The sequence below is a fragment of the Streptomyces sp. NPDC026092 genome (assembly GCF_040638605.1).
Lineage (GTDB): Bacteria > Actinomycetota > Actinomycetes > Streptomycetales > Streptomycetaceae > Streptomyces.
Genome location: NZ_JBEZYN010000010.1, coordinates 219413 through 245301, shown reverse-complemented (window position 1 = coordinate 245301; position 25889 = coordinate 219413). Strand labels below are relative to the sequence as shown.

The window sequence follows — 25889 nt, the reverse complement described above, 5'->3', positions numbered from 1 at the left end:
CCTCGTGTCCCAGTCCCCAGCGGCACGCCCGCAGAACCCGATGAGAGCCGCGCTCGCCGCCCTCGTCGGCACATCCATCGAGTGGTACGACTTCTACGCCTTCGCCACCGCCGCCGCGATCGTCTTCGACGACGTCTTCTTCCCCGCCGACATGCCCCCGGCGCTGCGGACCCTGTCCGCCTTCGGCACGTTCGCCGTCGGCTTCCTGCTCCGCCCTCTCGGCGGGATCGTCTTCGGGCACATCGGTGACCGGGTCGGCCGCAAGAAGACCCTCGTCATCACCCTGCTCATGATGGGCGTCGCCTCCTTCGCGATCGGTCTGCTCCCGACGTACGCCCAGGTCGGCGCCCTCGCTCCGATCCTGCTCATCGTGCTCCGCCTGATCCAGGGCATCGCGATCGGCGGCGAGTGGGGCGGCGCGGTCCTCGTCGCCGTGGAGAACGCGCCCAAGGGCCGGGCCACCTTCTTCGGTTCCTTCGCCCAACTCGGCTCCTCCGTGGGCGCCCTGCTGTCCACCGGCGCGTTCTCCCTGATGAACCTCTGGGGCGACGAGGCCTTCGACAGCTGGGGCTGGCGCGTGCCGTTCCTCGCCTCCGCGGTCCTCGTCGTCATCGGCCTCGTCATCCGGCTGAAGCTGGAGGAGGCCCCGGTCATGGAGGAGATCCGGGCCCAGAACACGGTCGAGACGACGCTCCCGCTCGTGGAGGTCCTCCAGACCTCGTGGCGCACCGTCCTCGTCGGAGTCTTCGCGCTCGCCACCGCGACCGGCGGCTACTACGTGGTGACCAGCTACCTCCTGGCGTACGGGACGGGCGAGCTGGAACTCTCCGAGTCGATGCTCCTGAACGGCCTCTCCCTGGCGGCCTTCCTGGAACTCGTCGTCACCCCCGGCCTGTCCTGGCTCGGCGACCGCATCGGCGCGCACAAGGTCGTCGTGGCGGGCCTGGCGGGCGTCATCGTCCTGTCCGTCCCCCAGTTCCTGGCGCTCGGGACCGGGAGCGTGGTCCTGATCTACCTCAGCATGCTGGCGATGCGGCTCGTGATGTCCGCGCTGTACGGCCCGATCGCGGCGATCCTCGCCGAGGGCTTCGAGCCCCGGGTGCGCTACACCGGCATCTCACTCTCCTACCAGATCTGCAACATGATCTTCGGCGGCTTCGCCCCGCTGGCCGCGGTCTCGCTCACCGCGCTCGTCGGCGGCCACTACTGGCCGGCCGCGGCCCTGCTCATGGCCATCTCCGCGATCGGCATCTGGTGCACGCTGCGCCTGCGCCGACTCGGCGTGCCCGAGGCGGGCGACGTGGCACCGCGACAGGCAAAGGCGACCGTGCCGGTGGCGTGACCGGAGGGGCCGGCCGGGGTCATGGGCATCCGTGCCCGTGGCCCCGGCCGCGTCTCATGTCCGGCGGCGCGGATTGGACGTTCCACCGAGGGAGTTCGGCGTCCCTGGTCGGGAACGCGCCTTGTTCGTCGAGGGCTTCGGCGTTTTGGATGGCCAAGATCGGAAGGATCCGCGGCGGTTTCGGATCCGAGACAGGCACGGAAAGAAGCTCATGGCATCCCTGCTCGACGGCTGTACGCCCTGGCCCGAGGAGTTCGTCGACCGTTACTGGTCGGTCGGGCTCTGGCGCGGCAACACGCTGGACAACCTCCTGCGCGGCTGGGCCCTGCAGTACGGCCCTCGGACCGCGCTCGTCCACGGCGACACCCGCCTCACGTACGCGGCCCTGAACCGGCGTGTGGACCGCAGGGCCGCCGGGTTCCGGCTGCGGGGCCTGCGGCCCGGGCAACGGGTGGTTGTCCAACTGCCGAACGTTCCCGAGTGCGTCGTCACCGTGTTCGCGCTGATGCGCGCCGGGGCTGTCCCGGTCTTCTGCCCGCTCGCGCACCCCGCGTCCGGGGTGGCCGAGCTCGTGCGGCTCACCCAGGCCGTCGGCTACGTCGCCGCCTCGACCCACCCGTTCTTCGACCACACGGCGCTCGCGGCGGACATCGCGGCCCGTTGGCCGTTCCTCCGGCGGGTGTTCACCCTGGAGGCGCCCGGGGAGTCGTCCCCGTACGGCGGGCTGACGACCGACCCGGCCGGCTGCCAGTACAGCCCGTTGGGCTCCGTCGACGCCGCGCCCGAGCCGGCGCTCGCGCAGAACGCCGACCAGGTGGCGTTCTTCCTGCTCGCCGACGGTGACGCGGACGGTGACGCCGAGGCTCCGTTGCTCGTTCCGCGCACCCACAACGACTTCGCCTATCAGGCGCGGGCCGCCGCCGAGCTGGTGTCGCTCACCGAGGAGGACGTCTATCTCGCCGTGCCGCCCGCGGAGTCCCCGTTCGTGCTCGGCTCCCCCGGCATCGTGGGCACCCTCTCGGTCGGCGGCACCGTCGTCCTGGTCGACACCCAGGAGCCCGCCGCCTGTCTTCCGGTCGTCGAACGGGAGCGGGTCACGCTCACGTCGGTGACGTCCGAGACCGCCCGGCTCTGGCTCGACGCCCAGCCCACCGTGCGGGCCGACATGAGCAGTCTGCGGCTCGTCCAGATCGAGGGCGCGCCCGCGGACCGGGCGACCGCCGAACAGGTCGGCTCCGCCTGGGGCTGCCGGCCGCAACAGGTCCTCGGCATGGCCGAGGGGGTGCTCCTCCTCACCCGGCCCGCCGACTCCGACGGGACCGCGCTCGGCACGCAGGGCCGACCGCTCTCGTCCGACGACCAGATCCGGATCGTCGACGCCGACGGCGAGGCCGTGCCCGACGGTGAGTCCGGGGAGCTTCTCGTCCGTGGCCCGTACACCCCGCGCGGCTACTACCGGGCGCCCGAGCGGAACGCCCGCTCCTTCACCGCCGACGGCTACTTCCGTACCGGGCACCTCGCGCGACGCGCCAAGGACGGCGACGTGGAGGTGACCGGACGCCTCTAGGGCCTGTCCGGCGGATCAGGGTCGGAAAGGCCCTAGGGCCTGTCGAGAAGGGACACTGGGAGCGCTCTCAAGGTATTGACCTGGACACGACATGAGCGGTTCACTCCCCTCAGGATCTGGTCCAGACCAGCACTCGAATCACGCACCCGAATCGAGGCCCCCATGTCCCTGCTCTCGCGCGCCCGCCCCCGCACCGCGCGGCTCGTGGCGCTCGCCACCGCCGCGGTGACCCTCGCCCTCGGCTGGGGGCCCGCCACCTCCGCCGCGCCCGGCACCGCCCAGCGGCTCGCCCCGGCGGCGGGCGTCCAGGCCGTCACCTTCGAGGACAATTTCGACGGCCCGGCCGGGGCCGGCGTCGATCCCGGCAAATGGAACATCGAGACAGGCGACAACGGCGGCAACAACCACGAACGCCAGTGGTACACCCCCGGCGCCTCCAACGCCGCGCTCGACGGCCAGGGCAACCTGGTGATCACCGCCCGCCGCGAGAACCCCGGCAACTACCAGTGCTGGTACGGCCGGTGCGAGTACACCTCCGCCCGGCTGAACACGGCCGGCCGCTTCACCCAGACGTACGGGCACGTGGAGGCCCGGATGAAGGTGCCGCGCGGACAGGGCATGTGGCCCGCGTTCTGGATGCTCGGCCACGACATCGGCCAGGTCGGCTGGCCGAACAGCGGCGAGATCGACGTCATGGAGAACGTCGGCTACGAGCCCTCGACCGTCCACGGGACCCTGCACGGCCCCGGCTACTCCGGTGGCGGCGGGATCGGCGCCGCGTACACCCTCTCGGGCGGGCGCGCCTTCGCCGACGACTTCCACACCTTCGCCGTCGACTGGTCGCCGGGCTCCCTCACCTGGACCGTGGACGGCCAGGTCTTCCAGCGGCGCACCCCCGCCGATCTCGGCGGCCGCCAGTGGGTGTTCGACAAGCCCTTCTTCCTGATCCTCAACCTCGCCGTGGGCGGTGACTGGCCGGGCAACCCGGACGGTTCGACGCCGTTCCCGAACCACCTCGTCGTCGACTACGTCCGCGTCACCACCTCGGACGGCTCAGGGGGCGGCCCCACCGGAGCCTTCACCGGTCTGGCGGGCAAGTGCCTGGACGTGGCGGGCGCGCAGACGGGCAACGGCACCCAGGTCCAGCTCTACACCTGCAACGGCACCGCCGCCCAGCGCTGGACCCTGCCGGGCGACGGCACGGTGCGGGCCCTCGGCAAGTGCCTGGACGTCGACGCGGCCTCCACGGAACCCGGCGCCAAGGTCCAGCTCTGGGACTGCAACGGCAGCGGCGCCCAGCGCTTCGACTACAACGGCACCACCCGTGACCTGGTGAACGTACCGGCCGACAAGTGCGTGGACGTACGCGACAACAACGCGGCCGACGCCACCCCCGTCCAGACCTGGTGGTGCAGCGGCAACCCCAACCAGAAGTGGACCTTCACCGGCTGACACAAAGCCTCGGCATGCGGGGCGCGACGGAAGTCGCGAGACTGGTCCCATGGCGCACAAGGCATTCCTGGAGGGCGGCCCGGCCGACCTGCCGGACCGGGTCGTCCCGATCGAGACCCCCGGCCAGGACCTGAAGATCCCGCACCTGGGCGGCTACGAACACTTCAGGGAGACCCCCCGCCGGGAGGACACGGCGGAGGGCACCCTGCGGGTGTACGAGTGGTGGGAGCGTACGGAGATCGCCGAGTAGGACCGCTCTGGACGGATCTCGGCGGTGTCGGCGATTCGGCCAACACCGCGTCGGCGCACACCCGTTGCGGCACCGGGGTGGGTGCATCGGGCACGCTCCGACAGGCGCATGATCCCGGGGTTCGACGTCCGGCTCAAACACGGGTGTTCGAAACTTCGAGGGGCTCGTTGAGCATCACGACCCAGTCGTGATCGAGCAAGGAGCCCCTTTGACCTCAGCGAACCCACCCGAGCAGGCGAACCCCAGTAAATCGACGGAAGAGTTCCGGTACCGCGACGAGTCGCGGCTCAAGGCCGGCGCCCAGATGACCACCGCCACGATGGCCCGCCGGCTCCCCGCCCTCGTGGCGCGGTCCCTGCGGATGGCCTGGACGGTGGACCGCGTCGCGACGGCCGGGCTGCTGGTCTGCCAGATCGGCACCGGCGTCCTCGCCGCCCTGGGCCTGCTCGCCGTCACCGGCACCATCACCGCGCTCATCTCCTCGGGCGACATCACCGACCGGCTGCGGGAGGCCGCCCCACAGCTGGCGATCATCGCCGGCGCGACCGGGCTGCGGGCGCTCCTGGGGACGGCCGTGGTCTGGCTGACCGGCCGACTGCGGCCCGTCCTCGCGCGGGAGGCGGAGCTGACGATGATCGAGGCCGCGCTCGGCGCCGAGCTCGCGGCGAACAACAAGCCCGGGTACAACGACTTCTACGACATCGCCGACCGCGGCGCCCAGGTCACCCCCGACCTCGTCGCCGAGGCCCAGGACGTACTCGCCGCCACCGCCACGCTCGTCGCCGGGGCGACCGTACTGGCCGTACTGCACCCGGCGCTGCTCCCGCTGCTCCTCCTGGCGTGCCTGCCGCAGGCCGCCGCGTACGTACGCGCGGCACGCGTCCTGTACCTGGCGGGCCTGGAGACCTCCGGGCGGCGCCGCATGCTGCGCAAGCTCCGCTGGCACACGGCCTTCACGGAGTCCAGCGAGGAGATGCGGGCCTGTCTGGCCGGCCCGTTCCTCGTCGAGCGCTACCGCGGCCTCGCCGCCGAGGTCAACGCCGCCGAGCGCAAGGCCGCGGACACCGGTGCCTGGATGGGTCTTGCGGGCGCGACCGGCGGCGGGGTCGCGTCGGCCACGGTCTGGGGCGTGCTCCTGTGGCTCCTGGCCTCCGGGCGCATGGACCTGGCGGCCGGAGGCGGGGCGGTCTTCGCGCTCCAGACGGCGACCAGTTCCGTGCGCGGCATCATCAACGGCGGGGCGCGTCTCGTGCGCACCGGCTGGTACGTCCAGGACTGGCAGCGGTTCCTCGACAACGCCCACGGCCAGGCGATGACGGCCTCGCGCGGTACGAAAGTGCTGTCGGCGCCGCCGGAGCGGTTCGAGGCCCGGGACATCACCTACCGGTACGAGGGCGCGCCGAGGGACAGCCTCAGCTCGGTGTCCCTGCATGTGAAGCGCGGTGAGATCGTGGCGCTGGTCGGGGAGAACGGCTCGGGCAAGACCACGCTCTCGCGGCTCCTCTGCGGTCTGCTCCTGCCGACGTCGGGTGCGGTGGCGTGGAACCACACGACCACGGAGAGGCTCGATCCGTGGCGGGCGTGGCAGCATGTCGCGCTGGTGCCGCAGAAGTACACGTACCTGCCCCTGACCCTGCGGGACAACATCACCTTCGGGCAGGGGGACACCAGCGACGCGGCCGTGCTCGCCGCGTGCGAGGCGTCGGGCGCGAGCGACATGCTGCCCGGTCTCCGGTCCGGGCTCGACACGCTGCTCACGGCGGAGTGGTTCGGCGGCCAGCAGCTGTCCGGGGGCCAGTGGCAGCGCACGGTCCTCACCAGGGCGTTCCACCGCCAGGCGGCGCTCCTCGTGATGGACGAGCCGACGGCGGCGCTGGACGCGCGCGCCGAGCACCACATCTTCGCCGGGCTCCGGGAGCTGGCCAAGGACCGGGCGGTCCTGCTCATCACCCACCGCCTGGCCAACGTGGCCGTCGCCGACAGAATCGTCGTCCTCGACCGGGGCCGGGTCGTCCAGGAAGGCACGTACGACCAACTCACCCGGCAGCCGGGCCTGTTCCAGGACCTGTGGGAGCTCCAGCAGCGCTTGAGCGGCGAGGCGGGCTGATCGAGTAAGGGGTTGCCCGGGGGCCGTGGCGGAGGATGCAATGTCCGGCATGGTCACCCAGATCCCGTCGTACAAGATCGGCGCTCTCGTCCCCCTGACCCGGCCCGGCTGGGCCGAGGCGGGCCACCATCTGCTCGCCGGGCTCGAACTGGCGGTCGGTGCGGTCAACGAAGCCGACGGGGCCGCCGGACGCCCGCTCGAGCTGGTCGTCCGGGACACCGCCGCCGATCCGCAGCGGGCCGCGGATGCCGTGGACGAACTGGCCGGCCTCGGCGTGGTCGCGCTGGCCGGGGAGTTCCACAGCGTCGTCGCTCGCTCCGTCGCCGCCCGGGCCGACGCCCTCGGCCTGCCGTTCCTCTGCTCGTCGGCGGTGCTCGACGCGCTCACCGACCGGCCGACGGACTACGTCGCGCGGCTCGCCCCGGCGCAGTCCCACGGCTGGCGGATCTACGCGGACTTCCTCCTCGGCGCGGGCCACCGCCGCATCGCCGTCGCGGCCGAACCGAGCGTCTACTGGGCGTCCGGCACCCGTATCCTGCGGGACCACCTCGCTCCGCGCGGCGGCGACCTCGTCGAACTCGATCTGCGCGCGCTCACCCCCTCGGCCGTGTGCGACGCCCTGGTCGACCGTCGCGCGACCGCCCTCGTCCTCCTGGCCGGCCACCCGGACCCGGCGGTGTCGCTCGTCGAGTCCGTCCGCCGCGACCCCCGCCTCGCCGAGCTCCTGATCGGCGCCCCCGCCGGACAACCGGAGCTCGCCTCGTGGTTGACGCGCCTGGGCAAGGGCGGCGCCGCCGTCCCCTTCCTCCGCTACCTGCCCGAGCGCCTCGGCCCGCAGGGCGCGCGCGTCGAAACGGCCCTCCGCGAACGCCTGGGCGAAGCACCCTCCTTCGTCGCCTTCGAGGGGTACGACACCATCACCGTCCTCACCGAGGTCCTGCGCTCCCACGGCACGGACCGGGCCCGCATCGCCGCCTCCTGGCCGCACATCACGGCCGAAGGCACCCGCGGGCCGATCCGCTTCTCCCGCGCCCCGGGCATCGGAGTGTGGCAGTGGACGTGGCCGCCCGTCCAGGTCGTCGACCGGGATCCCGCGGACCCGGACCGCTTCCGGGTCCTGCACGCCGGCTGAGGGCGCCATCGCTGGAGCCCCTGGACGCCGGCGCGTTGTGCACGGCGCACAAGCCGCGCCCCGCGCGGGTGGGAGTCGGCACCGGATCGTGTGCGGCCGCTGGTCCGGTCTCCGGGGCGGTGCTGCGATGTGCGCCGACCCGGAGCCGCCGGGTCCCTCGTCCTCCGGGAGCCCCCATGTCCCTCCGTCACCGACTGCGGCGCACCGCACGCGCCGTGGCGCTCTGCGCCGCCGGCGTCCTCGTCGCCACCGGCCTCACCGCCGCGACCGCCGGACCCGCCGCCGCGTCCTCCACCGCCGATGTCGTCGCCGAGGCCCAGGCCCTCCAGGCCGTCGGGCTGCCCGGTGCCAACGACTGGTCGTGCAGGCCGAGCGCGGCGCACCCCCGCCCCGTGGTCCTCGTCCACGGCACCTTCGTGACCGGCACCCTGAACTGGATCGAACTCGCCCCGCTCCTCAAGGCCAAGGGCTACTGCGTCTTCGCCCCCACCTACGGCCGGTTGCCACACATCCCCGTCATGGCGGCGATCGCACCCGTGGAGCAGTCCGCCGCGCAGCTGAAGACCTTCGTCGACGGCGTCCTCGCGGCGACCGGCGCGAGCGAGGTCGACATGGTCGGGCACTCGCAGGGCGGCCTGATGCCGCGCTACTACCAGAAGTTCCTGGGCGGAGCGGAGAAGACCAAGCGGTTCATCGCCCTGGCGCCGACCAGCCACGGCACCACCCTGTCCGGCTTCGCGACGCTGCTCCAGAGCGTCGAGGGCGCGCCCGAGGCCCTCCTGGAGAGCTGGTGCCAGGCCTGTCTCGACCAGGCCCCGGGCTCGGACCTCCTGAACCGGCTCGACGCCGGCGGTGACACGGTGCCGGGTGTCTCGTACACGGTGATCGCGACCCGGCTCGACTTCATCGCCACGCCGCCGTCCTCGCAGTTCCTGGTGGGGCCCGACGTCCGGAACCTCTACACCCAGGACCTGTGCTGGTACGACCTGGCGCAGCATGCCACGCTCCAGGTCGACTCCGAAGCGCTGCACGAGGTCATGAACGTCCTCGACCCCGCGCACGCCACCCGCACGGGCTGCCGCGTCCTGCCCTGACGCCCGCGCCCCGCTACGCGGACGTCGCCGGCGGGTAGCTCGGGCGGGCCGGGATCGGCGCCGCGCCGTGCGGCGTGGGCAGGGGCGGGAGGGCGGGCCGGTGCAGCCAGGCCGTCAGCAGGTCGTCCACCGGCTCGGTGGCGTAGCGGGCCACGTGGGCGGTGAAGCCGCTCGTGGTCACCACACCGTGCCGGTGGACGGTCGCCCAGTCGCGCAGCATGCGGAAGAAGGCGCCGTCGCCCAGGGCGCAGCGGATCGCGTGGACGGTGAGGCCGCCGCGCTCGTAGAGCCGGTCGTCGAACATCAGCTTCCGGCCGGGGTCGGCGAGGATCAGGTCCTGCGGCTGACCCGCGAGCAGCCGGTGCGCGATGGCGGCCATCTCCTGCGCCGGACGGCCGCCGGACCGCTCCGACCAGAGCCACTCGGCGTACTTGGCGAGCCCCTCGTTCAGCCAGATGTGCCGCCAGTCGGCGATGGTCACGCTGTTGCCGAACCACTGGTGCGCGAGCTCGTGGGCGACCAGGCGCTCGGAGCCGCGGGCGCCGTCGACGTGGTTGGCGCCGAAGAGGGAGAGCCCCTGGGCCTCCACGGGGACGTCGAGGTCCTCGTCGGCGACGACGACCGTGTACTCGCCGAAGGGATAGGGCCCGTACAGCTCCTCGAAGAGCTGCATCATCGCGGGCTGCCGTGCGAAGTCGCGGGAGAACCGCGACAGCAGGTGCGCCGGCACATGGGCGCTCTGCTGCACACCGCCGAGCCCGGGGTCGCCGAGCAGCACCGTCTGGTGCATGCCGATGGAGAGGCCGACGAGATAGCTGGAGGTCGGCGCGGACTGCTCGTACACCCAGGTGGTGGTGGAGGACCTGGTGGTACGGGTGAGCAGCCGGCCGCCCGCGACCACGGTGTACGCGGACGGGGTGTTGACCGAGATCTGGTACGAGGCCTTGTCGGCGGGGCGGTCGTTGCAGGGGTACCAGGAGGGCGCGCCGACGGGCTGGCTGGCCACGAGCGCGCCGTCGGTCAGCTCCTCCCAGCCGAGGCCGCCCCAGGGGCTGCGCACCGGCTTGGGGTTGCCGGAGTAGTGCACCTCGACGGTGAACGCGGCGCCCGCGGGCAGCGGCTTGGCCGGCCGGAGCCGGAGCTTGCCGGCCCGGTGGGCGTAGTGCGGGGCCTTGCCGTCCACGAGGATCCGGCCGACCTTGAACTCGCCCAGGTTCAGGTGGAACTCGGTGAGCGGGGCCCGGCCCGCTATCGCGCTGATCCGGGCCGTCCCGGCCAGCCGGTTGGGGCCCGGCCGGTACTCCAGCGCCAGTTCGTACCGGTGCACTCGGTATCGGGAGTCGCCGTTGGCCGGAAAATACGGGTCCGACGCCGTTGCCTGCTGGCCGCTCACTGCCGCTTACGCTCCCTGCCCTGTGCTGTGCTCGTACCGCCCGTCAGGGCCGCCACGCCTCGATCGGATTGCCCAGCCAGCGGCTGTCGGCGGGGACCGATTCCCCGGCCATCACCAGCGACGCGGGACCCAGCGTGCTGCGGGCCCCGACCGAACTGCCGGGCAGGACGATTCCGCCCGGGCCCAGGGTGGCACCCTCGCGGAGGACCACAGTATCCGTCCTCAAGATCCGATCGTGGAAGAGGTGTGTCTGCAGGACGCAGCCCCGATTCACGCTGGCCGCGGCGCCGAGCACCACCAGGTCGGTCTCCGGGAGCCAGTAGCTCTCGCACCACACGCCCCGGCCGATTCGCGCCCCGAGCCCGCGCAGCCACAGGGTCATCACGGGTGTGCCGGGCACCGAGCCGATCAGCCAGGGCACGGCGAGGACCTCGACGAAGGTGTCGGCGAGCTCGTTGCGCCAGACGAATCCGCACCAGAGCGGGTGCTCGCCCGTCCGGTGCCGGCCGACAAGCAGCCACTTCGCGGCCACCGAGACCAGGCACGCGGCGACGCCGGCGGCGAGCAGGACGGCGCCGGAGAGCAGCGCGGCGCCCAGGACGCCGAGCCCGTCGGTCGTGGCCAGGGCGCAGAAGGCCGCCACGGTCACGACCGCGAGCGCGGACGAGCAGAACACCGGGACGAGCCGGCACAGCTCGACGAGACCGCGCGCCCAGAGCAGCCGCGCGGGCGGGTCGTACGTCCGGCTCTGGTCGGAGTCGGCCGCCGAGCGCGGCAGCTTGACCGGCGGCAGACCCAGGTACGAGCTGCCCTTCTTGGCCTTCTTCGGGGTCGCGGACAACACGCCGACCAGACCGTCGTCCGGCACCGTGCGGCCGGGCGCGGTCATGCCGGAGTTGCCGAGGAACGCCCGGCGGCCGATCTCGGAGTGGCCGATCCGTACCCAGCCGCCGCCCAGCTCGTAGGGGGCGGTCAGGGTGTCGTCGGCGAGGAACGCGCCCTCGCCGACGGTGGTGAGGCTCGGCAGGGCGAGCACCGTGGACACCTCGGCGCCCCGGCCGATCTTCATGCCGAGCAGCCGCAGCCACACCGGGGTGATCAGGCCGGCGTAGAGCGGGAAGAGCGTCTCGCGCGCCAGGTCCATCAGCTGGGTCACGGTCCACGCCTGCCAGGCGACCCGGCTGTGCGTCGGGTGGCTGCCGGTGCGCAGCCCCAGGCTGAGGAGCCGGACCGCGACCAGGACGAACGCGGCGTACGTGACTCCGTAGGCGAGCGCGGCGGGTACCACCGCGATCAGCGCTCCGGTCAGGGCATCGGCGAGGCCGGCGCCGGCGGGCACGAAGTGGCTGACGACGAGCAGCGCGGGCAGCCCGGCGAGCACGGGCAGGGCGGTCAGCAAGAGGCCGGTCGCGCCGTAGGTGGCCCGCCAGTGGACGGCGCGCGGCGGGCGCTCCTTGGGCCAGTTCCGCTTGGCCTTGCCGAGCTTGACGGCGGGGGCACCGGCCCAGCGCTGGCCGGTCGGGATCGTGCCCGCCACGGCGGAGCCGGGGGCCACCTCGGCGCGCTTGGCGACCCGGGCCCCGGGGAAGAGCAGGCTGCGGGTGCCGACGACGGCGCCCGCGCCGACCTTGACCGGGCCGATCTCCAGGTGGTCGCCGTCCAGCCAGTGGCCGGAGAGGTCGACCTCGGACTCGACGGCGCAGCCGCGGCCGAGCTTGAGCATGCCGGTGACCGGGGGCAGCGAGTGCAGGTCCACGTCGGGGCCGACCTTGGCGCCGAGTGCGCGGGCGTACCGCTCGAGCCAGGATCCGGTGAGGGAGGTCGCGCCGACGTACTCGGCCAGCCGCTCGGCCGTCCACAGCCGCAGGTGGACGCTGCCGCCGCGCGGGTGACGGCCGGCCTTCAGGCCGCGCAGCAGCAGCCGTGCGCCGCCCGCGGCGATCGCGATCCGGCCCGGCGGGCTGAAGAGCAGCGCCGCGCCGGCGGCGACGAGCCACCAGGAGGCGGTCGGCGCCCAGGGGTAGGCCCCGAACCAGTGCAGGACGTTGCCCAGGGCCAGCAGGGCGACGGTCCAGCGCAGGCCGATCACGGTGAAGAGCGGAAGCAGCAGGGCCGACTGGACGACCTTGGTCCGCAGCGGGACCGGGGCGATCGTGCGGGCCGCGCCGTCGTCCTGGACGGACTTCTCCAGGCGCCGGGCCAGCTTGCGCAGGGTGGGCTGCTGGTAGATGTCGAGGACGGCCGCGCTCGGGTAGCGGGTGCGCAGCCGGGTGGTGAGCTGGGCGGCGGCGAGGCTGTTGCCTCCTATGGCGAAGAAGTCGTCGGTGGCGCCGGTGACGGCCACGCCGAGGGTCTCGCTCCACTGCTCGGCGAGCCAGGCCTCGGTGCCGTACAGCTGCTCGACCGGTCCGGTGGTCTCGACCTCGGGGAGCGGCCAGGGCAGTGCGTCCCGGTCGACCTTGCCGGAGGTGCGGGTCGGCAGCTCGGCGACCGGGGCGAGCAGCGGTACGAGGGCGGCCGGCAGCTCGGCGCGCAGCTTCTCGACGGCGGCCGCGTGGTCCCAGCCGTCCTGGGTGACGAGGTAGCCGACGAGCAGCTGGTTGCCGCTGCGGGCGGTGCGTACGGCGGCGGCCGCGCCCGCGACGCCGGGCAGCGCCTGCAGGGCGGCGTCGACCTCGCCCAGCTCGATCCGGCGGCCGCCGAGCTTGATCTGCTCGTCGCCCCGGCCGAGGAAGACCAGGCCTTCGGGTTCGGCGCGGACGAGGTCGCCGCTGCGGTAGGCCCGCTCCCAGCCGAGGGATTCCAGCGGGGCGTACTTCTCGGCGTCCTTCTCGGGGTCGAGGTAGCGGGCCAGGCCCACGCCCCCGATGACGAGCTGGCCGCTGCCGCCCATCGGCACCGGCTCGCCGGACTCGTCGACGACGGCCAGCTCCCAGCCGTTCAGCGGGAGCCCGATGCGAATCGGTTCCTCGCCGGTCAGGAGGGAGGCGCAGGCGACGACGGTGGCCTCGGTGGGGCCGTACGTGTTCCAGACCTCGCGGCCCTCGGTGACAAGGCGCTGGGTCAGCTCGGGCGGGCACGCCTCGCCGCCGAAGATCAGCAGCCGGACCTCGTCGAGGGTCTCCGGCTCCCAGAGCGCGGCCAGCGTCGGCACGGTCGAGACGACGGTGATCTCCTGCTCCACCAGCCAGGGGCCGAGGTCGGCGCCGCTGCGGACCTGGGAGCGCGGTACGGGCACGAGGCAGGCGCCGTAGCGCCAGGCCAGCCACATCTCCTCGCAGGAGGCGTCGAAGGCGACGGAGAGCCCGGCCATGACCCGGTCGCCGGGGCCGATCGGCTCCTCGGCGAGGAAGAGGTCGGCCTCGGCGTCCACGAAGGCGGCGGCGCTGCGGTGGCTGACGGCGACGCCCTTGGGCTTCCCGGTGGAGCCGGAGGTGAAGATGATCCAGGCGTCGTGCCCCGGTCCGGGCCGCCCCGCGGGGGCCCCGGACCGCACTCCCCCGGGGACCTCGACGCGCTGTCCCGCGCCGAGCACCGCGCGTACCCCGGCCTCGCCGAAGACCAGCTCGGCCCGCTCGTCGGGGTCCTCGGCGTCGACCGGTACGTAGGCGGCGCCGGCCGCGAGGACGGCGAGGATCGACGCGTACAGCTCGTTGGTGCCGGAGGGGACGCGGACGCCGACCCGGTCGCCGAGGCCGACCCCGGCGGCGGCCAGGGCGCGGCGCCTGCGCTCGACCTCGCCGGCGAGCGCCCGGTAGGTCAGCCGGGTCGTGCCGTCGTCGAGGGCGAGCTCGTCGGGGTGGGCCCGGACGGACTCCTCGAAGATGTCGATCAGGGTGCGCGCGGGCGCCGCGGGCGCCGCCGAGAACCGGGCGTGCTTCCCGGTCTCCTCGGGCGTGTCCGCGTCGTCGAGGAGGGTGAGCTCACCGCTCTGAGGTGTGGCTGCCATCGGCCCTCGCGTCTCGTTCCCGGCGTCATCCGGGTCGTCGGCGGAGCCCGGGTCTGCCCAGGTTGTTCCGGTCCGACGCCAAACAGCCCGCCAGTCTAGTCCTTCAAGGTGGAATTTCTTGTCGACGCCTTGCGCATGGCCGGGAAGGGGCGGTATTGGGGGCGCTCCCTCATGGGCCTGCGAGCGGTCACAGGGGCTGTCGTCGGGGCCGTCAGCGGGGCGGGTTCCAGGCCTCGGCGGCCCTGTCGAGTTCCTCGTCCAGGGCCATGGCCGCCGTGATCAGCGCGAGGTGGGTGAAGGCCTGCGGAAAGTTCCCGAGCTGTTCCCCGGTGGGGCCGATCTCCTCGGCGAAGAGCCCGACATGGTTGGCGTACGTGAGCATCTTGTCCATCGCGTACCGGGCCTGGTCGAGCCGGCCCGCCCGGGCCAGCGCCTCGACGTAGAGGAAGCTGCAGAGGGAGAACGTGCCCTCGGAGCCGCGCAGGCCGTCCGGGGACGCCTCGGGGTTGTAGCGGTAGACGAGACTGTCCGTGACGAGCTCCCGGTCCATCGCGTCCAGGGTGGCCAGCCAGGACGGCGCCCTCGGGGAGATGAAGCCGACCAGGGGCATGAGCAGCAGGGACGCGTCCAGGACCTCGCTGCCGTAGTGCTGGACGAACGCGTTGCGATCCGGGTTCCAGCCGCGTTCCATCACCTGGACGAGGATCGCGTCGCGCTGGGCGATCCAGCGCGGCAGATCGGCGGGCCTGGCGTACTCGGTGGCGAGTCGGATGCCCCGGTCGAGGGCGACCCAGCACATCATGCGGCTGTACGTGAAGTCCTTGCGGCCGCCGCGGGTCTCCCAGATCCCCTCGTCGGGCCGGTCCCAGTGGTCGGCCAGCCAGTCGAGGAGCGCGGAGAAGCCCTTCCACCCCTCGTACCCGGCGAGTTCGGCGAGATCCGACGAGTGGGTCATCGCGTAGGCGAACTCGCCGTAGACGTCGAGCTGGAGCTGGTCGGCCGCCCCGTTCCCGGCCCGTACGGGAGCGGAGTCGCGGTACCCCGAGAGGTGCTCCAGGATCTCCTCGGACAGCTCGGTGTCGCCGTCGATCCGGTACATGATCTGCATCGGTTCGCCGTTGCGCGGGCGGGGTCCGTGGAAGCGGGCGCCGAGCCAGCGGCGGTAGGCGTCGGCCTCCTCGACATAGCCGAGATCGAGCAGGACGCGCACGGAGAGTGACGCGTCGCGGATCCAGGTGTAGCGGTAGTCCCAGTTCCGCTCGCCGCCGATCTGCTCCGGCAGGCCCATGGTGGGGGCGGCGATGGGGGCTCCGGTCGGGGCGTAGATGAGCAGTTTCAGGGTGATGGCCGAGCGGTTGACCATGTGCTGCCAGCGGCCCCGGTAGCGGCAGCGCCGGATCCATCCGTGCCAGTACGTGTGGGTCTCCCGCAGCTCCTCCTCGAGCGCCGGCGCGGTGACGGGTCCGGGGGCGGGGACGCCCGGGGAGGCGGTCTCCAGGACGATCCCGGCGCGCTCGCCCTGCCGGAGGGTGACGGTGGCGCGGACGTCCTGGCCATCGGCGTCCAGCGGGACGGAACTGCGCAGGTACATGTCGAGGCCGGGGCCGTGGAAGGTGGCGGAGCCGCCGTCGAGGCTGAGGGTGTGCTCCGCGCGGCCGTAGTCGAAGCGCGGCCGGCACGCGACCTCGAAGGTGAGGGTCCCGCGGACCACGCGCAGGACCCGGACCAGACGGTGCCGGTCGGTGGCCTCGTCCGGACGCGCGGCCACCGGCATGAAGTCGACCACCTCGCCGACCCCTTCCGGGGTGAGGAAGCGGGTGATCAGGACGGCCGTGTCGGGGAGGTAGAGCTGGCGGACCGTCATGTCGTCCATGACGGGCGCGATCGTGAAGTGGCCGCCGCGTTCCTCGTCGAGCAGGGCGGCGAAGATGCTCGGCGAGTCGAAGCGGGGCGCGCAGAACCAGTCCACCGCCCCGCCCGCGGAGACGAGGGCGGCGCTCTGGAGGTCGCCGATCAGTCCGTGGTCCGCGATCGGTGGGTAGCCGGGCACGCACGACCTCGCTTCCGCCGCTGTTCTGTTGCGCACCACGCAACCCGCCGTCGCCCGCTTCGGCAACACGGGGCGCCCGACCGGGCGAACGGGCTCGCGCCTCCTCCCTTCCCACCAGTCCGACCAGTCGGTACGTTGCGGGGAGCGCCGAGCCGACCGTCGAGCCCCTGGAGGCCCCTGTGTCCGCACCCGCCCCCTCGATCGCAGGCCACTGCGACCCGCGCTTCGCCGCCGTACGGGAGGTCTTCGAGGCCAACTTCCGTACGCGGGACGAACTCGGCGCCGCGGTCGCGGTCCAGGTCCACGGGGAGACCGTGGTCGACCTGTGGGGCGGCTGGGCGGACGCCGCCCGTACGCGCCCCTGGGAGCGGGACACCGTCGTCAACGTCTGGTCGACGACGAAGGGCGTGACCGCGCTCTGCGCCCACCTTCTGGCGGACCGGGGTCTGCTCGACCTGGACGCGCCGGTGGCCTCGTACTGGCCCGAGTTCGGCGCGGCGGGCAAGGAGGAGCTGCCCGTGCGCTTCCTGCTCTCGCACCGCGCAGGCCTCTCCGGACTGCGCGAGCCGCTCACGCTGGCGGAGTTCTACGACTGGGAGGTGACGACCGCCCGGCTCGCGGCGATGGAGCCGTGGTGGGAGCCCGGCACGCGCTCCGGCTACCACGCGCTGACGTACGGCTTCCTGGTCGGCGAGGTGATCCGGCGCGTCACGGGACGGCTGCCCGGCGCGTTCCTCCGCGAGGAGATCACCGGGCCGCTCGACATCGACTTCACCATAGGACTGCCGGACAAGGCGGCGGACCGGGCGGCCGAGCTGGTGCACCCCCGGGTCTCCGCGTCGAGCGAACAGGCCGCTCTCTTCGCCCAGTTGGAGCCCGCGGCACAGGCGGCCCTGGCCAACCCGCCGGTGGGCGTCGCCGAGGCCAACACCTCCGCGTGGCGGGCCGCCGAACTGCCGGCGGCCAACGGCCACGGGACGGCCCGCGCGGTGGCCCGGCTGTACGGCGTGTTCGCCGGGCGGGGCCGGTCCGATGGGCGCGTGATCCTCTCCGAGGCGGCCGCCGAACGGGCCCGCGAGGGCCAGGGGTCGTGCCGGGACCTCGTGCTCGGGGCGGGCTTCGCCCACGACACGGAGTGCGCCCTCGGCCTCTGGCTCAGCGGCCCCAACGCCTCCTACGGCCCCAATCCGCGCGCCTTCGGCCACGACGGCTTCGGCGGCTCCTGCGGCCTGGCGGACCCCGAGGCCGGGGTCTCACTCGGCTACGTCATGAACCGCATGGGCCCGCACATCGCGGACGACCCGCGCAAGATGGCACTGATCGAGGCGGTGTACGCGGCGCTGTGACCGTCCCGGTCACGCCTGCGGCGGGGGCAGCGGGGCGCTGGCGACGCCCTTGCTCCGGCCGCTGAGGTCGGCGTCCAGGGTCGCCTGGGCGACGCGCATGTGCTCGGCGTAGACGGGTTCGGACATCCGGCGCCAGGCGACGTCCGCGTCGACCTCCTCGACCCGGCTCACCACCCACCAGATGTTCCCGAAGGGATCGCGCACGCGGCCGCCCCGGTCGCCCCACGCGCTGTCGGCGATCTCCGTCACCACCGTGGCTCCCCGCGCGACGGCGGCGGCCATGGCGGCGTCCGCGTCGGCCACGTAGACCCGGAGCAGCGAGGGCATCGGCGGCCAGTCGGCGCGCCGGTCGAAGGCGAGCACGACGGTGTCGCCGACCCGGATCTCGCCGTGCCCGATCGTGCCGTCCTCCAGGGGCACCCGCGCGAGTTCCTCGCCGTCGAAGGCGGCCGCGACGAAGTCGAGCAGGGCGCCGGTGTCGTCGGTGACCACCCAGGGCGCGACGCTGGTGTATCCCTCGGGCACGGCAGGCGCGGTACGGCTCATCGAAATCATCCCTTTCCCGGACTGGGCTCCTGGGACGACCGTAGGACGCGATCAGGTCGGGCTCTGTCCTACATGAGGAGCTGGGCCTACTTGAGCATCCGTACGGATCCCGCCCATGGGCCGCCCAGGAACTGGGAGCACCGGTACGGACCGACCGGTTCGCCGTCTCCGATCAGGGTGACCTCGACGTCGTCGGGGTGGATCCGGGGATGCAGGATGGACTGCGCCCGGGCGAGGGTGCACACCAGTTGGCCGTTGACCAGGTCGTCGCGCCGCGTGCCCGAGAAGGCCGAGCCCGGGGAACGCAGGGTCACGCGGGTCGCCTCGCCCGTGACCTGGTAGGAGATGCCGCTCACGAGGGTCGTCAGGCCGCGCTCCTGTTCCTGCTCGGTGGGTCCGGCGACCAGCAGTTTGAGGGCCGCGCCGAGTTCGGTGATCTCCAGGTCGGGGCGGGAGACGCCTTCGAGGTTCCCCGCGCCGGAGACGTAGTAGAGGCGGAGCCCCTTGGTGAGGCCGGTCGGCGGTTCGCCCGCGCCGATCACACCGCTCGGCTGCACCCCGCAGGACACCACCGCCAGGGCCAGGAGCGGGCTCAGGAACAGAGAGGCCGCGCGCGGGGTCATCCGGTGGTCCCTTCGGTACGGCGCAAGGGCAGGCGCAGGGTGAAGACCGCCCCGCCCTCCGGCCTGTTCGCGGCCTCGATCGTGCCGCCGTGCAGACGGGCGTTCTCCAGGGAGATCGCCGTTCCGAGGCCGCTCCCCTCGGACCGCGTGCGCGCCGCGTCCGCCTTGTAGAAGCGGTCGAAGACATGGGCGAGGGCATCGGGCGTCAGCCCGGGGCCGCGGTCGGCGACGATGACGGTCGCCGAGCCGTGGCCGGGACCTGAGCCGGGTTCCGAGCCGGGATCCGAGCCCGGGTCGGACGCGAGGGTGACCGTGACCGGGGGTGCCCCGTGCCGCAGCGCGTTACCGACCAGGTTGGCGATGATCACGTCGACGCGCCGGCGGTCCACCGATCCCCGTACCCCGTCGGAGAGTTCGACCCGCACCTCGTCCGTCCAGCCGCGCAGCGCGAGAGCCGCCCGGATCGCCTCACCGAGGTCGGTGTCGGCGAGGCGCAGCCGCGCCGCACCGGAATCGAAGCGGGACATCTCCATCAGGTCGTCGACGAGCCGGGAGAGCTTGGCCGTCTCCGCGCTGACCGTGCGCGCGGCCCGGGCGGTGTCCGGAGGGAGCTGGTCGGCGTCCTCCTCGAGGACGGTGGCGACCAGGGTCATCGCGGCGAGCGGGGTGCGCAGTTCGTGCGACACGTCGGCGACGAAACGCCGGGCGCGCTCCTCCTGATGCCTCAAGTGGGTCACGGAGGACTGAAGTTCGTCGGCCGTCTCGTTGAAGTCCTGGGCGAGGTTGGCGAGTTCGTCGCGTCCCTTGACCGCCACCCTGATCGACAGGTCGCCGTCGGCGAGCTTCCGGGTCGCCCGCCCCAGGTCCCGTACCGGACGCAGGACGGCGCGCGCCGAGAGCAGGGCGAGGAGCGCGGACAGCACGACGACGGGGACGACACCGTCGCGTACCGCCGACAGCAGAGCCGCCGTGTCGTCCTGCTCGGGGCGCAGGGAGGTGATGGCGTAGATCTCCAGGCCCGAGGCCTCGCCGTTGTCGCCGAAGGTGACGGGCGTGCCGACGGCCAGATACGGGATGCCGTCACGGGTGACGCGCTGGAAGCTCATCGATCCGCGCGTGCGGACGGCCTCGCGCAGCTGGGGCGTGATCCTGCTCAGGTCCGCGAGCCCGTCGGACGCGCCCTCCAGCTCCCGGTAGCGGCTGATGACGACGGGGGCGCCGTCGAGGCTCTGGGAGACGCGCTCGGCGAGCTCGGTGAGCGTGCGCTCGGTGGGCGGCAGGTCGATGTCGGGGGCGATGCCGGCCACGCGGTCGTGCAGGCTGTCCTGGAAGGAGTCCTGGGCGCGTTTGAGGATGGCGGTGCGCGCCTCGCGGTAGGCGAGCGCGGTCGCGGTGGCGGAGCCGATCAGCGTGACGAGGACGAAGGTGACGAGGAGCCGGGTCCGCAGGCTGCCCAGCCAGGGGCGACGACCGCGCCCGGACGGGATCCGGGACGGCGACGTACGGTCCCGGGACGGACTCGTGCGCTCCCCGGACTGCGGCGTGCGGTCCTGGGTCATATCGGCCCGAAGCGGTAGCCGAAGCCGCGGACGGTCTGGATGTAGCGGGGCCGGGCGGGTTCGTCCTCGATCTTGGCGCGCAGGCGCCCCACCGCGGCGTCGACGAGGCGCGAGTCTCCGAGGAAGTCGTGCTCCCAGACCCGTTCGAGCAGCTGCTCCCGACTGAGCACCCGGCCGGGTGCGGCGGAGAGTTCCAGGAGGAGCCTCAGCTCGGTGGGCGGCAGGGCGAGGGGGTTCCCGTTCTTGGTGACGGTCAGGCCTGCCCGGTCGAGGACGAGGCCGGTGTACTCGGAGCGTTCCGGGTGCGCGGGCAGCGGCTCGGCGCGGCGCAGCGCCGCCTTGATGCGGGCCTCCAGGACGGGGGCGGTGACGGGCTTCACGACGTAGTCGTCGGCGCCGGCCTCCAGGCCCCGGACGATGTCGGAGTCGTCGCCGCGGGCGGTGAGCATGATGACGGGCACGGTGGAACGCGTACGGATGCGGCGGCAGACCTCGAATCCGTCGATGCCGGGCAGCATGAGATCGAGGACGGCGAGCTCCACGGCCCGCCCGGCGGGTCCTTCGAGGAGGGCGAGGGCTTCCTCGCCGGTGGCCGCGGTGTCGACGTCGTAGCCGTGTCGGCGCAGGACGAGTTCCATCCCGTCGCGCACGGCGGCGTCGTCCTCGATGAGCAGAACGTGGGGCATGCGCCCGATTATGGGCGAGATTCTCGTCCGGAAGCCGCGATCGGGGCCCTGGATCGAAGGCCGCCCGGCATTGTTACGTGCTCATCATGTGATGTTACGTATCCATCGAACGGCGCGGGAGAGACCATCACGTCCTCACCGGAGAGTCGTCCGCATGACCTCGAAGAGCACTCCTCGATCCCGTTCCTCCCTCCCTTCCGGGCTGCGTCTCGCCGCGCTCGTCGCCGTCCCTCTCCTCACCTTCACGGTGGCCTGCGGCTCCGACGGGCAGGCGCGGGACGCCGGAGTCGCCACCGTCCCCGAGGAGCCGGCGGGCACGGGCACGATCCCGACCACGCCCTCCGGAGAGGGTGACGGAGCCTCGGCCGCCGGCGGCAAGGGGGCCTTCTACGACGCGCAGATGAACTACGTCCGGTGCATGCGCGGCAAGGGCGGCGTCAAGGAGTTCCCCGATCCCAAGCTGAGCGGCTACCTGGACTGGACGAAGATCGACGAGCTGAGCCCCAGGTACCCGGAAGTCTCCAAGGGTGGCAAGAACGGGGTCTGCGTGACCGAGATGACCGAGGCGACGAACCACGAGCCGGACCGCGACGCGCAGCAGGAGTACGAGTCGATGCTCGCGCACGCCCAGTGCATGCGCGAGAAGGGCGTCTCCCGTTTCCAGAACCCGACGATGTCCGGCGGCAACGTGCTCCCGGGCGGCGACCCCAACCCGGCGAACCCCTCGTTCAGCCACGACTCCCCCGCGTACAAGCAGGCCCGTACGGCGTGCGCGGACAAGCTGCTCGACGGCCTGGACGGCATGCAGTGACGCGGCGCAGGACGCTCCTCGTCGCCGGGGCGCTGACGGTGGCGATCGCGGGCGGCGCCGGGGCGGCGGTGGTCGTGCTCGGCGCCGAGGACGAGGCCAAGGGCGGGGCCGGTGCCGCCGACCTTCCGCCCGCCACCACCACGGTCGTCCGCACCGACCTGGTGAGCAGCAAGACCGTCGACGGGCGGCTCGACTTCGCGGGCCGGCGCCCGGTCAAGGCGGCGGTCGAGGGCACGGTCACGGTCGCGGCCCGGGAGGGCGCGACCGTGCAGGCGGGGCAGCCGCTGTACGAGCTGAACGACAAGCCGGTCACGCTGCTGTACGGGCAGGTGCCCATGTTCCGCGAGATGAAGACCGGTGACCGGGGCACGGACGTCCTCCAGCTCGAACGCAACCTGCGCGACCTGGGGTACGGCGGCGGCCTGTACGTGGACCCGCGCTACGACGCGGCCACGGAGGCGGCCGTCAAGCGCTGGCAGAAGTCGCTGAACCGCGAGCCGACCGGGCGGGTCGGCAAGGGTGACGTGGTCTTCCAGCCGGACCGGGTGCGGATCGTCTCGGCCGACGCGGCCCTGGCCGACCAGGTCGGGCCGGACAAGCCGGTGCTCACCGCCGCGTCCCCGCGTCCCGTGGTCAGGGCCGCCCTTGAGCAGTCGGACGCGCCGCTGACCGCGCCGGGCACCCGCGTCGAGGTGACCCTGCCCAGCGGTACGACCGTACGGGGAAAGGTCAGCGGCACCGTCCGGCCCGAGGGCGCCGGATCCGGGGAGGGCGCGGTCGGCGCCGCCCAGGACGGGATCACCGTCGAGGTGACCTTGGAGGGGCCCACGCCGACGGGCGAGGACACGCGGGCGACCGCGAGTGTGAAGTTCGTCAGCGAGAGCCGGAAGGGCGTGCTCGTGGTTCCGGTCGAGGCGGTCGTCGCGCTGCGCGGCGAGAAGGGCGGCTACGGACTCGAAGTCGTCCAGGGCACCGGCACCCGCATGGTGCGGGTGGAGACCGGGATGACCGCCGACGGCAAGATCGAGGTCAGCGGCGCCGGGCTGCGCGAGGGCATGACGGTGGGGGTGGCCGCGCCGTGAACCCGCACGCGTCCCCGCCGGCCGCACTCGCCACCCCGGCCACGCCCTCCCCACCCGCCTCGGCCGGCGTCCCGGTGATCGAGCTCCGGGGTGTGTCGAAGACCCATCCCGGCCCCGTCCACGCGCTGCGCGCGGTGGACCTGACCGTCGGTGCGGGCGAACTGCTCGCCGTCGTCGGCCCTTCGGGCTCCGGCAAGTCGACGGTGCTGAACATCATCGGCACCCTCGACCGGCCCACGACCGGAACCGTCCATGTCGCGGGGCACGAGGTCGGCGCCCTGAGCGACGCCCAGCTCTCCGCGCTGCGGGCCCGGCACATGGGCTTCGTCTTCCAGCACTTCCACCTCTCCCCCGGGCGGGACGCGGTCGACAACGTCGGCGACGGGCTGCTGTACGCGGGCGTCGGTGCGAAGGAACGCCGGGCGCGGGCCCGTGCGGCGCTGGAGCGGGTGGGGCTCGGGCACCGCCTCGACCACCGGCCCACCGAACTCTCCGGCGGGGAGAAGCAGCGCGTCGCCATCGCCCGGGCGCTCGTGGGCGAGCCGGACCTGCTGCTCGCCGACGAGCCGACGGGTGCCCTCGACACGGCGTCCGGCCGGATCGTGATGGAGCTGCTGCACGAGCTGAACGCGGCCGGCACCACCGTGTGCGTGATCACCCACGATCAGGACATCGCCGACTCCCTGCCCCGGCGGGTCCGTTTCCGCGACGGCGAGATCGTCGACGACGCGGGGGTGACGGCATGATCTCCACACCGTCACGCCCCAGGGCCCGGTACGAGACCTCCCGTAGGCTGCGGCCGGCCCGTCTCGCCTTCCGCGATGTCCTGCGTACGGGAGCGGTCGGCCTGCGCGCACGCCGTACGCGGGTCGTGCTGTCCGCCCTCGGGATCGCCATCGGCATCGCGACCATGATCGCCGTCGTCGGTCTCTCCACGTCCAGCCGCGCCGACCTGATGAGCCGCCTCGACCGGCTCGGCACCAACCTGCTGACCGCCGAGGCCGGTCAGGACGCCTACGGGCAGCGGGTCAAGCTGCCCAAGAACGCCGTCGCGATGGTCGAGCGCATCCGACCTGTCCAGCACGCGACGGCCACGGCGGACGTCGACGCGCGGATCCGCCGGAGCGATGTCGTACCCGAGGAGCGGACGGCGGGAGTCACCGCCCAGGCCGCCCGCCCCGACCTGCTCGCGGCGCTCGGCGCGGAGGTCGGCCGAGGGGTGTGGTTGGACGAGGCGAACGAACGGCTGCCGGTGACCGTTCTCGGGTCGGTCGCCGCGAGGCGGCTCGGCATCACCGCGCCGGGCGAGAAGATCATGATGGACGACGAGTACGTCGTGGTCGTCGGCATCCTCGAACCGATCGAGCTGGTCCCCACTCTGGACCGGGTCGCGCTCGTCGGATTTCCGGCCGCCGAGCGCTACTTCGGCTTCGACGGCCATCCCACGACCATCTTCGAACGCTCCTCGGACCCGTCGGTGGCGGACGTGCGCGCCGTGCTCGCCCGGACGGTCAGCCCCGGCAGCCCGGCCGGGGTGAAGGTCTCCCGGCCCTCCGACGCGCTCGCCGCGAAGGCCGCGACCGACGAAGGTCTCACCACACTCATGCTCGGCCTTGGGGCCGTGGCCCTGCTCGTCGGGGGTGTGGGTGTCGCGAACACCATGGTCGTGTCCGTACTGGAACGGCGTCAGGAGATCGGTCTGCGCCGCGCGCTGGGCGCCACGCGGAACGCGATCCGTCTCCAGTTCCTCACCGAGTCGCTCCTCCTGTCGGCTCTCGGCGGCCTGGCGGGCGCGGCTCTGGGCACGGCGGCCACCCACGGCTTCGCCCTCGTCCAGGGCTGGACGCCGGTCGTCCCGCCGTGGTCCCTGGCGGGCGGACTGGCCGCGACCCTCGCCATCGGCGCCCTGGCGGGCCTCTACCCCGCGATCCGGGCCTCCCGCCTGGACCCGACCACGGCGCTCAACGCGACCTGACGAAAATCCCTGGCCCGATCCGGTCGCCGTCGGGCACGGTCGCTCCATGACGCACGCAGAGGTACTGCTCATCGGAGGACGTGCCGGTGTCGGCAAGACGACGGTCGGCTGGGAGGTCTCGGCCCTCCTGAGGGCGGCAACGGTCCCCCACTGCGTCCTCGAGGGGGACTACATGGGCCAGGCGCACCCCGCGCCGGAGGGCGACCCACACCGCGTCGCCCTCGGCGAGCGCAACCTGACGGCGGTCTGGTCGAACTTCGCGGAGCTGGGCTACCGCCGCCTGATCTACACGAACACGGTGAGCGTACTCCCGGCGAACACGGCCATGTTCCAGCGCGTCATGGGTGCGGACGTCAGGATCGTGCGGGTGCTGCTCACCGCTTCCGACGTCACGGCGGGCGCGCGCCTGACGGGCCGGGAGCTCGGCTCGGAGCTGGAGCAGGAGCTGGCCGGCAGCGCGCGCAAGGCGCGTCTTCTGGACGAGCAGGCGCCCGAGGACACGGTGCGGGTCGCGACGGACGGGCGCTCGGTGATCGACATCGCCGGCGAGGTGGTGGCGGCCACCCGCTGGCTGACCCGTACCTGAGCCTTGCAGCAAGCTGACTCTTACGGCGCGTCGATGATCTTGCCGTCCTTGTCGAGCGTGTGGGTGTTCCAGTAGACGTCCCACTTGTCGTCGACCTTCAGGGGGACCTTGCCCTCGGGGTAGCGGACGTAGCCCTCCGGGGGCTGCTCCTCGTTGGGTACGCAGGCGGAGCCCGAGGCGCCGACGGTCATGACCGGGTACTCGCCGCTGCTGCAGATGTCCTCCTCGTACGCGCAGCCGGTGAGCACCCAGGCCGCCGCCACGGCGGTGACGGCGGCGAGGGCGAACCCTTGTGCGGTGGAGGGGCGGGGGGTGGACATCGTGGTCTCTCCTGTCGGT

At 72.9% G+C, this 25889-nt stretch carries 21 protein-coding genes; 13 read left to right on the top strand and 8 right to left on the bottom strand.

Annotated features, from left to right (window positions below; genetic code table 11):
* Window positions 1-4: 4 nt before the first annotated feature.
* The 7 genes from AB0F56_RS19110 (at window position 5) to AB0F56_RS19080 (ending at window position 8944) form a co-directional block, all read left to right on the top strand.
* On the top strand, window positions 5-1342 hold the full coding sequence (locus AB0F56_RS19110) for an MFS transporter (RefSeq protein WP_362010823.1): 1338 nt from the start codon (window positions 5-7) through the stop codon (window positions 1340-1342).
* A 211-nt stretch (window positions 1343-1553) separates the two neighbouring features.
* Entirely contained in the window at window positions 1554-2909 is a 1356-nt protein-coding gene (locus AB0F56_RS19105) for an AMP-binding protein (protein ID WP_362010821.1), read from the top strand.
* 150 nt (window positions 2910-3059) lie between these two features.
* Window positions 3060-4361 carry a family 16 glycosylhydrolase gene (locus AB0F56_RS19100; RefSeq protein ID WP_362010908.1) on the top strand — a complete coding sequence of 434 codons (1302 nt, stop codon included), beginning with the start codon at window positions 3060-3062 and terminating at the stop codon, window positions 4359-4361.
* 49 nt (window positions 4362-4410) lie between these two features.
* Complete coding sequence (locus tag AB0F56_RS19095; protein WP_362010818.1) at window positions 4411-4611, top strand: DUF5988 family protein; 201 nt, start codon at window positions 4411-4413, stop codon at window positions 4609-4611.
* A 208-nt stretch (window positions 4612-4819) separates the two neighbouring features.
* Window positions 4820-6718 carry an ABC transporter ATP-binding protein gene (locus AB0F56_RS19090; protein ID WP_362010815.1) on the top strand — a complete coding sequence of 633 codons (1899 nt, stop codon included), beginning with the start codon at window positions 4820-4822 and terminating at the stop codon, window positions 6716-6718.
* A 49-nt stretch (window positions 6719-6767) separates the two neighbouring features.
* Complete coding sequence (locus tag AB0F56_RS19085) at window positions 6768-7850, top strand: ABC transporter substrate-binding protein (RefSeq protein WP_362010812.1); 1083 nt, start codon at window positions 6768-6770, stop codon at window positions 7848-7850.
* 176 nt (window positions 7851-8026) lie between these two features.
* Window positions 8027-8944: an alpha/beta fold hydrolase gene (locus tag AB0F56_RS19080; RefSeq protein ID WP_362010809.1), complete on the top strand. Its 918-nt coding sequence runs from the start codon at window positions 8027-8029 to the stop codon at window positions 8942-8944.
* 13 nt (window positions 8945-8957) lie between these two features.
* Here AB0F56_RS19080 and AB0F56_RS19075 read toward each other — a convergent pair whose 3' ends face one another.
* The 3 genes from AB0F56_RS19075 to AB0F56_RS19065 form a co-directional block, all read right to left on the bottom strand.
* Complete coding sequence (locus AB0F56_RS19075; RefSeq protein WP_362010807.1) at window positions 8958-10337, bottom strand: M1 family metallopeptidase; 1380 nt, start codon at window positions 10335-10337, stop codon at window positions 8958-8960.
* A gap of 43 nt (window positions 10338-10380) precedes the next feature.
* Entirely contained in the window at window positions 10381-14286 is a 3906-nt protein-coding gene (locus tag AB0F56_RS19070) for a Pls/PosA family non-ribosomal peptide synthetase (protein ID WP_362010804.1), read from the bottom strand.
* 211 nt (window positions 14287-14497) lie between these two features.
* Entirely contained in the window at window positions 14498-16336 is a 1839-nt protein-coding gene (locus AB0F56_RS19065) for a glycoside hydrolase family 15 protein (RefSeq protein ID WP_362010801.1), read from the bottom strand.
* 179 nt (window positions 16337-16515) lie between these two features.
* On the opposite strand from AB0F56_RS19065, the gene AB0F56_RS19060 reads away from it, so the two are divergent.
* A complete protein-coding gene (locus AB0F56_RS19060; RefSeq protein ID WP_362010799.1) occupies window positions 16516-17682 on the top strand; it encodes a serine hydrolase domain-containing protein in 1167 nt (388 codons plus the stop codon).
* 9 nt (window positions 17683-17691) lie between these two features.
* On the opposite strand, the gene AB0F56_RS19055 is transcribed toward AB0F56_RS19060, so the two are convergent.
* From AB0F56_RS19055 to AB0F56_RS19040, 4 genes are all read right to left on the bottom strand, one after another.
* Window positions 17692-18228, bottom strand: coding sequence for a VOC family protein (locus tag AB0F56_RS19055; RefSeq protein ID WP_362010797.1), 537 nt, complete (start codon window positions 18226-18228; stop codon window positions 17692-17694).
* 86 nt (window positions 18229-18314) lie between these two features.
* Window positions 18315-18851 carry a hypothetical protein gene (locus AB0F56_RS19050; protein ID WP_362010795.1) on the bottom strand — a complete coding sequence of 179 codons (537 nt, stop codon included), beginning with the start codon at window positions 18849-18851 and terminating at the stop codon, window positions 18315-18317.
* The gene (locus AB0F56_RS19045; RefSeq protein WP_362010792.1) at window positions 18848-20410 is read right to left on the bottom strand and encodes an ATP-binding protein; all 1563 of its coding nucleotides are present in this window, start codon (window positions 20408-20410) and stop codon (window positions 18848-18850) included. Before AB0F56_RS19045 ends, AB0F56_RS19050 begins: the two co-directional genes overlap by 4 nt.
* Window positions 20407-21096, bottom strand: a complete 690-nt coding sequence (locus AB0F56_RS19040; protein ID WP_362010789.1) for a response regulator transcription factor — start codon at window positions 21094-21096, stop codon at window positions 20407-20409. Before AB0F56_RS19040 ends, AB0F56_RS19045 begins: the two co-directional genes overlap by 4 nt.
* Before the next feature lie 154 nt (window positions 21097-21250).
* Here AB0F56_RS19040 and AB0F56_RS19035 point away from each other — a divergent pair, with 154 nt between their 5' ends.
* The 5 genes from AB0F56_RS19035 (at window position 21251) to AB0F56_RS19015 (ending at window position 25550) form a co-directional block, all read left to right on the top strand.
* On the top strand, window positions 21251-21907 hold the full coding sequence (locus AB0F56_RS19035) for a hypothetical protein (protein ID WP_362010786.1): 657 nt from the start codon (window positions 21251-21253) through the stop codon (window positions 21905-21907).
* Window positions 21904-22989, top strand: coding sequence for a peptidoglycan-binding domain-containing protein (locus AB0F56_RS19030; RefSeq protein ID WP_362010784.1), 1086 nt, complete (start codon window positions 21904-21906; stop codon window positions 22987-22989). The genes AB0F56_RS19035 and AB0F56_RS19030 overlap by 4 nt, the downstream gene beginning before the upstream one ends.
* Window positions 22990-23063: 74 nt before the next feature.
* Window positions 23064-23735, top strand: a complete 672-nt coding sequence (locus AB0F56_RS19025) for an ABC transporter ATP-binding protein (protein ID WP_362010906.1) — start codon at window positions 23064-23066, stop codon at window positions 23733-23735.
* A complete protein-coding gene (locus AB0F56_RS19020) occupies window positions 23732-24964 on the top strand; it encodes an ABC transporter permease (RefSeq protein ID WP_362010782.1) in 1233 nt (410 codons plus the stop codon). Before AB0F56_RS19025 ends, AB0F56_RS19020 begins: the two co-directional genes overlap by 4 nt.
* A gap of 46 nt (window positions 24965-25010) precedes the next feature.
* Window positions 25011-25550: a hypothetical protein gene (locus AB0F56_RS19015; RefSeq protein WP_362010779.1), complete on the top strand. Its 540-nt coding sequence runs from the start codon at window positions 25011-25013 to the stop codon at window positions 25548-25550.
* A 20-nt stretch (window positions 25551-25570) separates the two neighbouring features.
* Here the strand turns inward: AB0F56_RS19015 and AB0F56_RS19010 are convergent, their stop codons facing one another.
* Complete coding sequence (locus tag AB0F56_RS19010) at window positions 25571-25870, bottom strand: hypothetical protein (RefSeq protein WP_362010777.1); 300 nt, start codon at window positions 25868-25870, stop codon at window positions 25571-25573.
* Window positions 25871-25889: the final 19 nt, after the last annotated feature.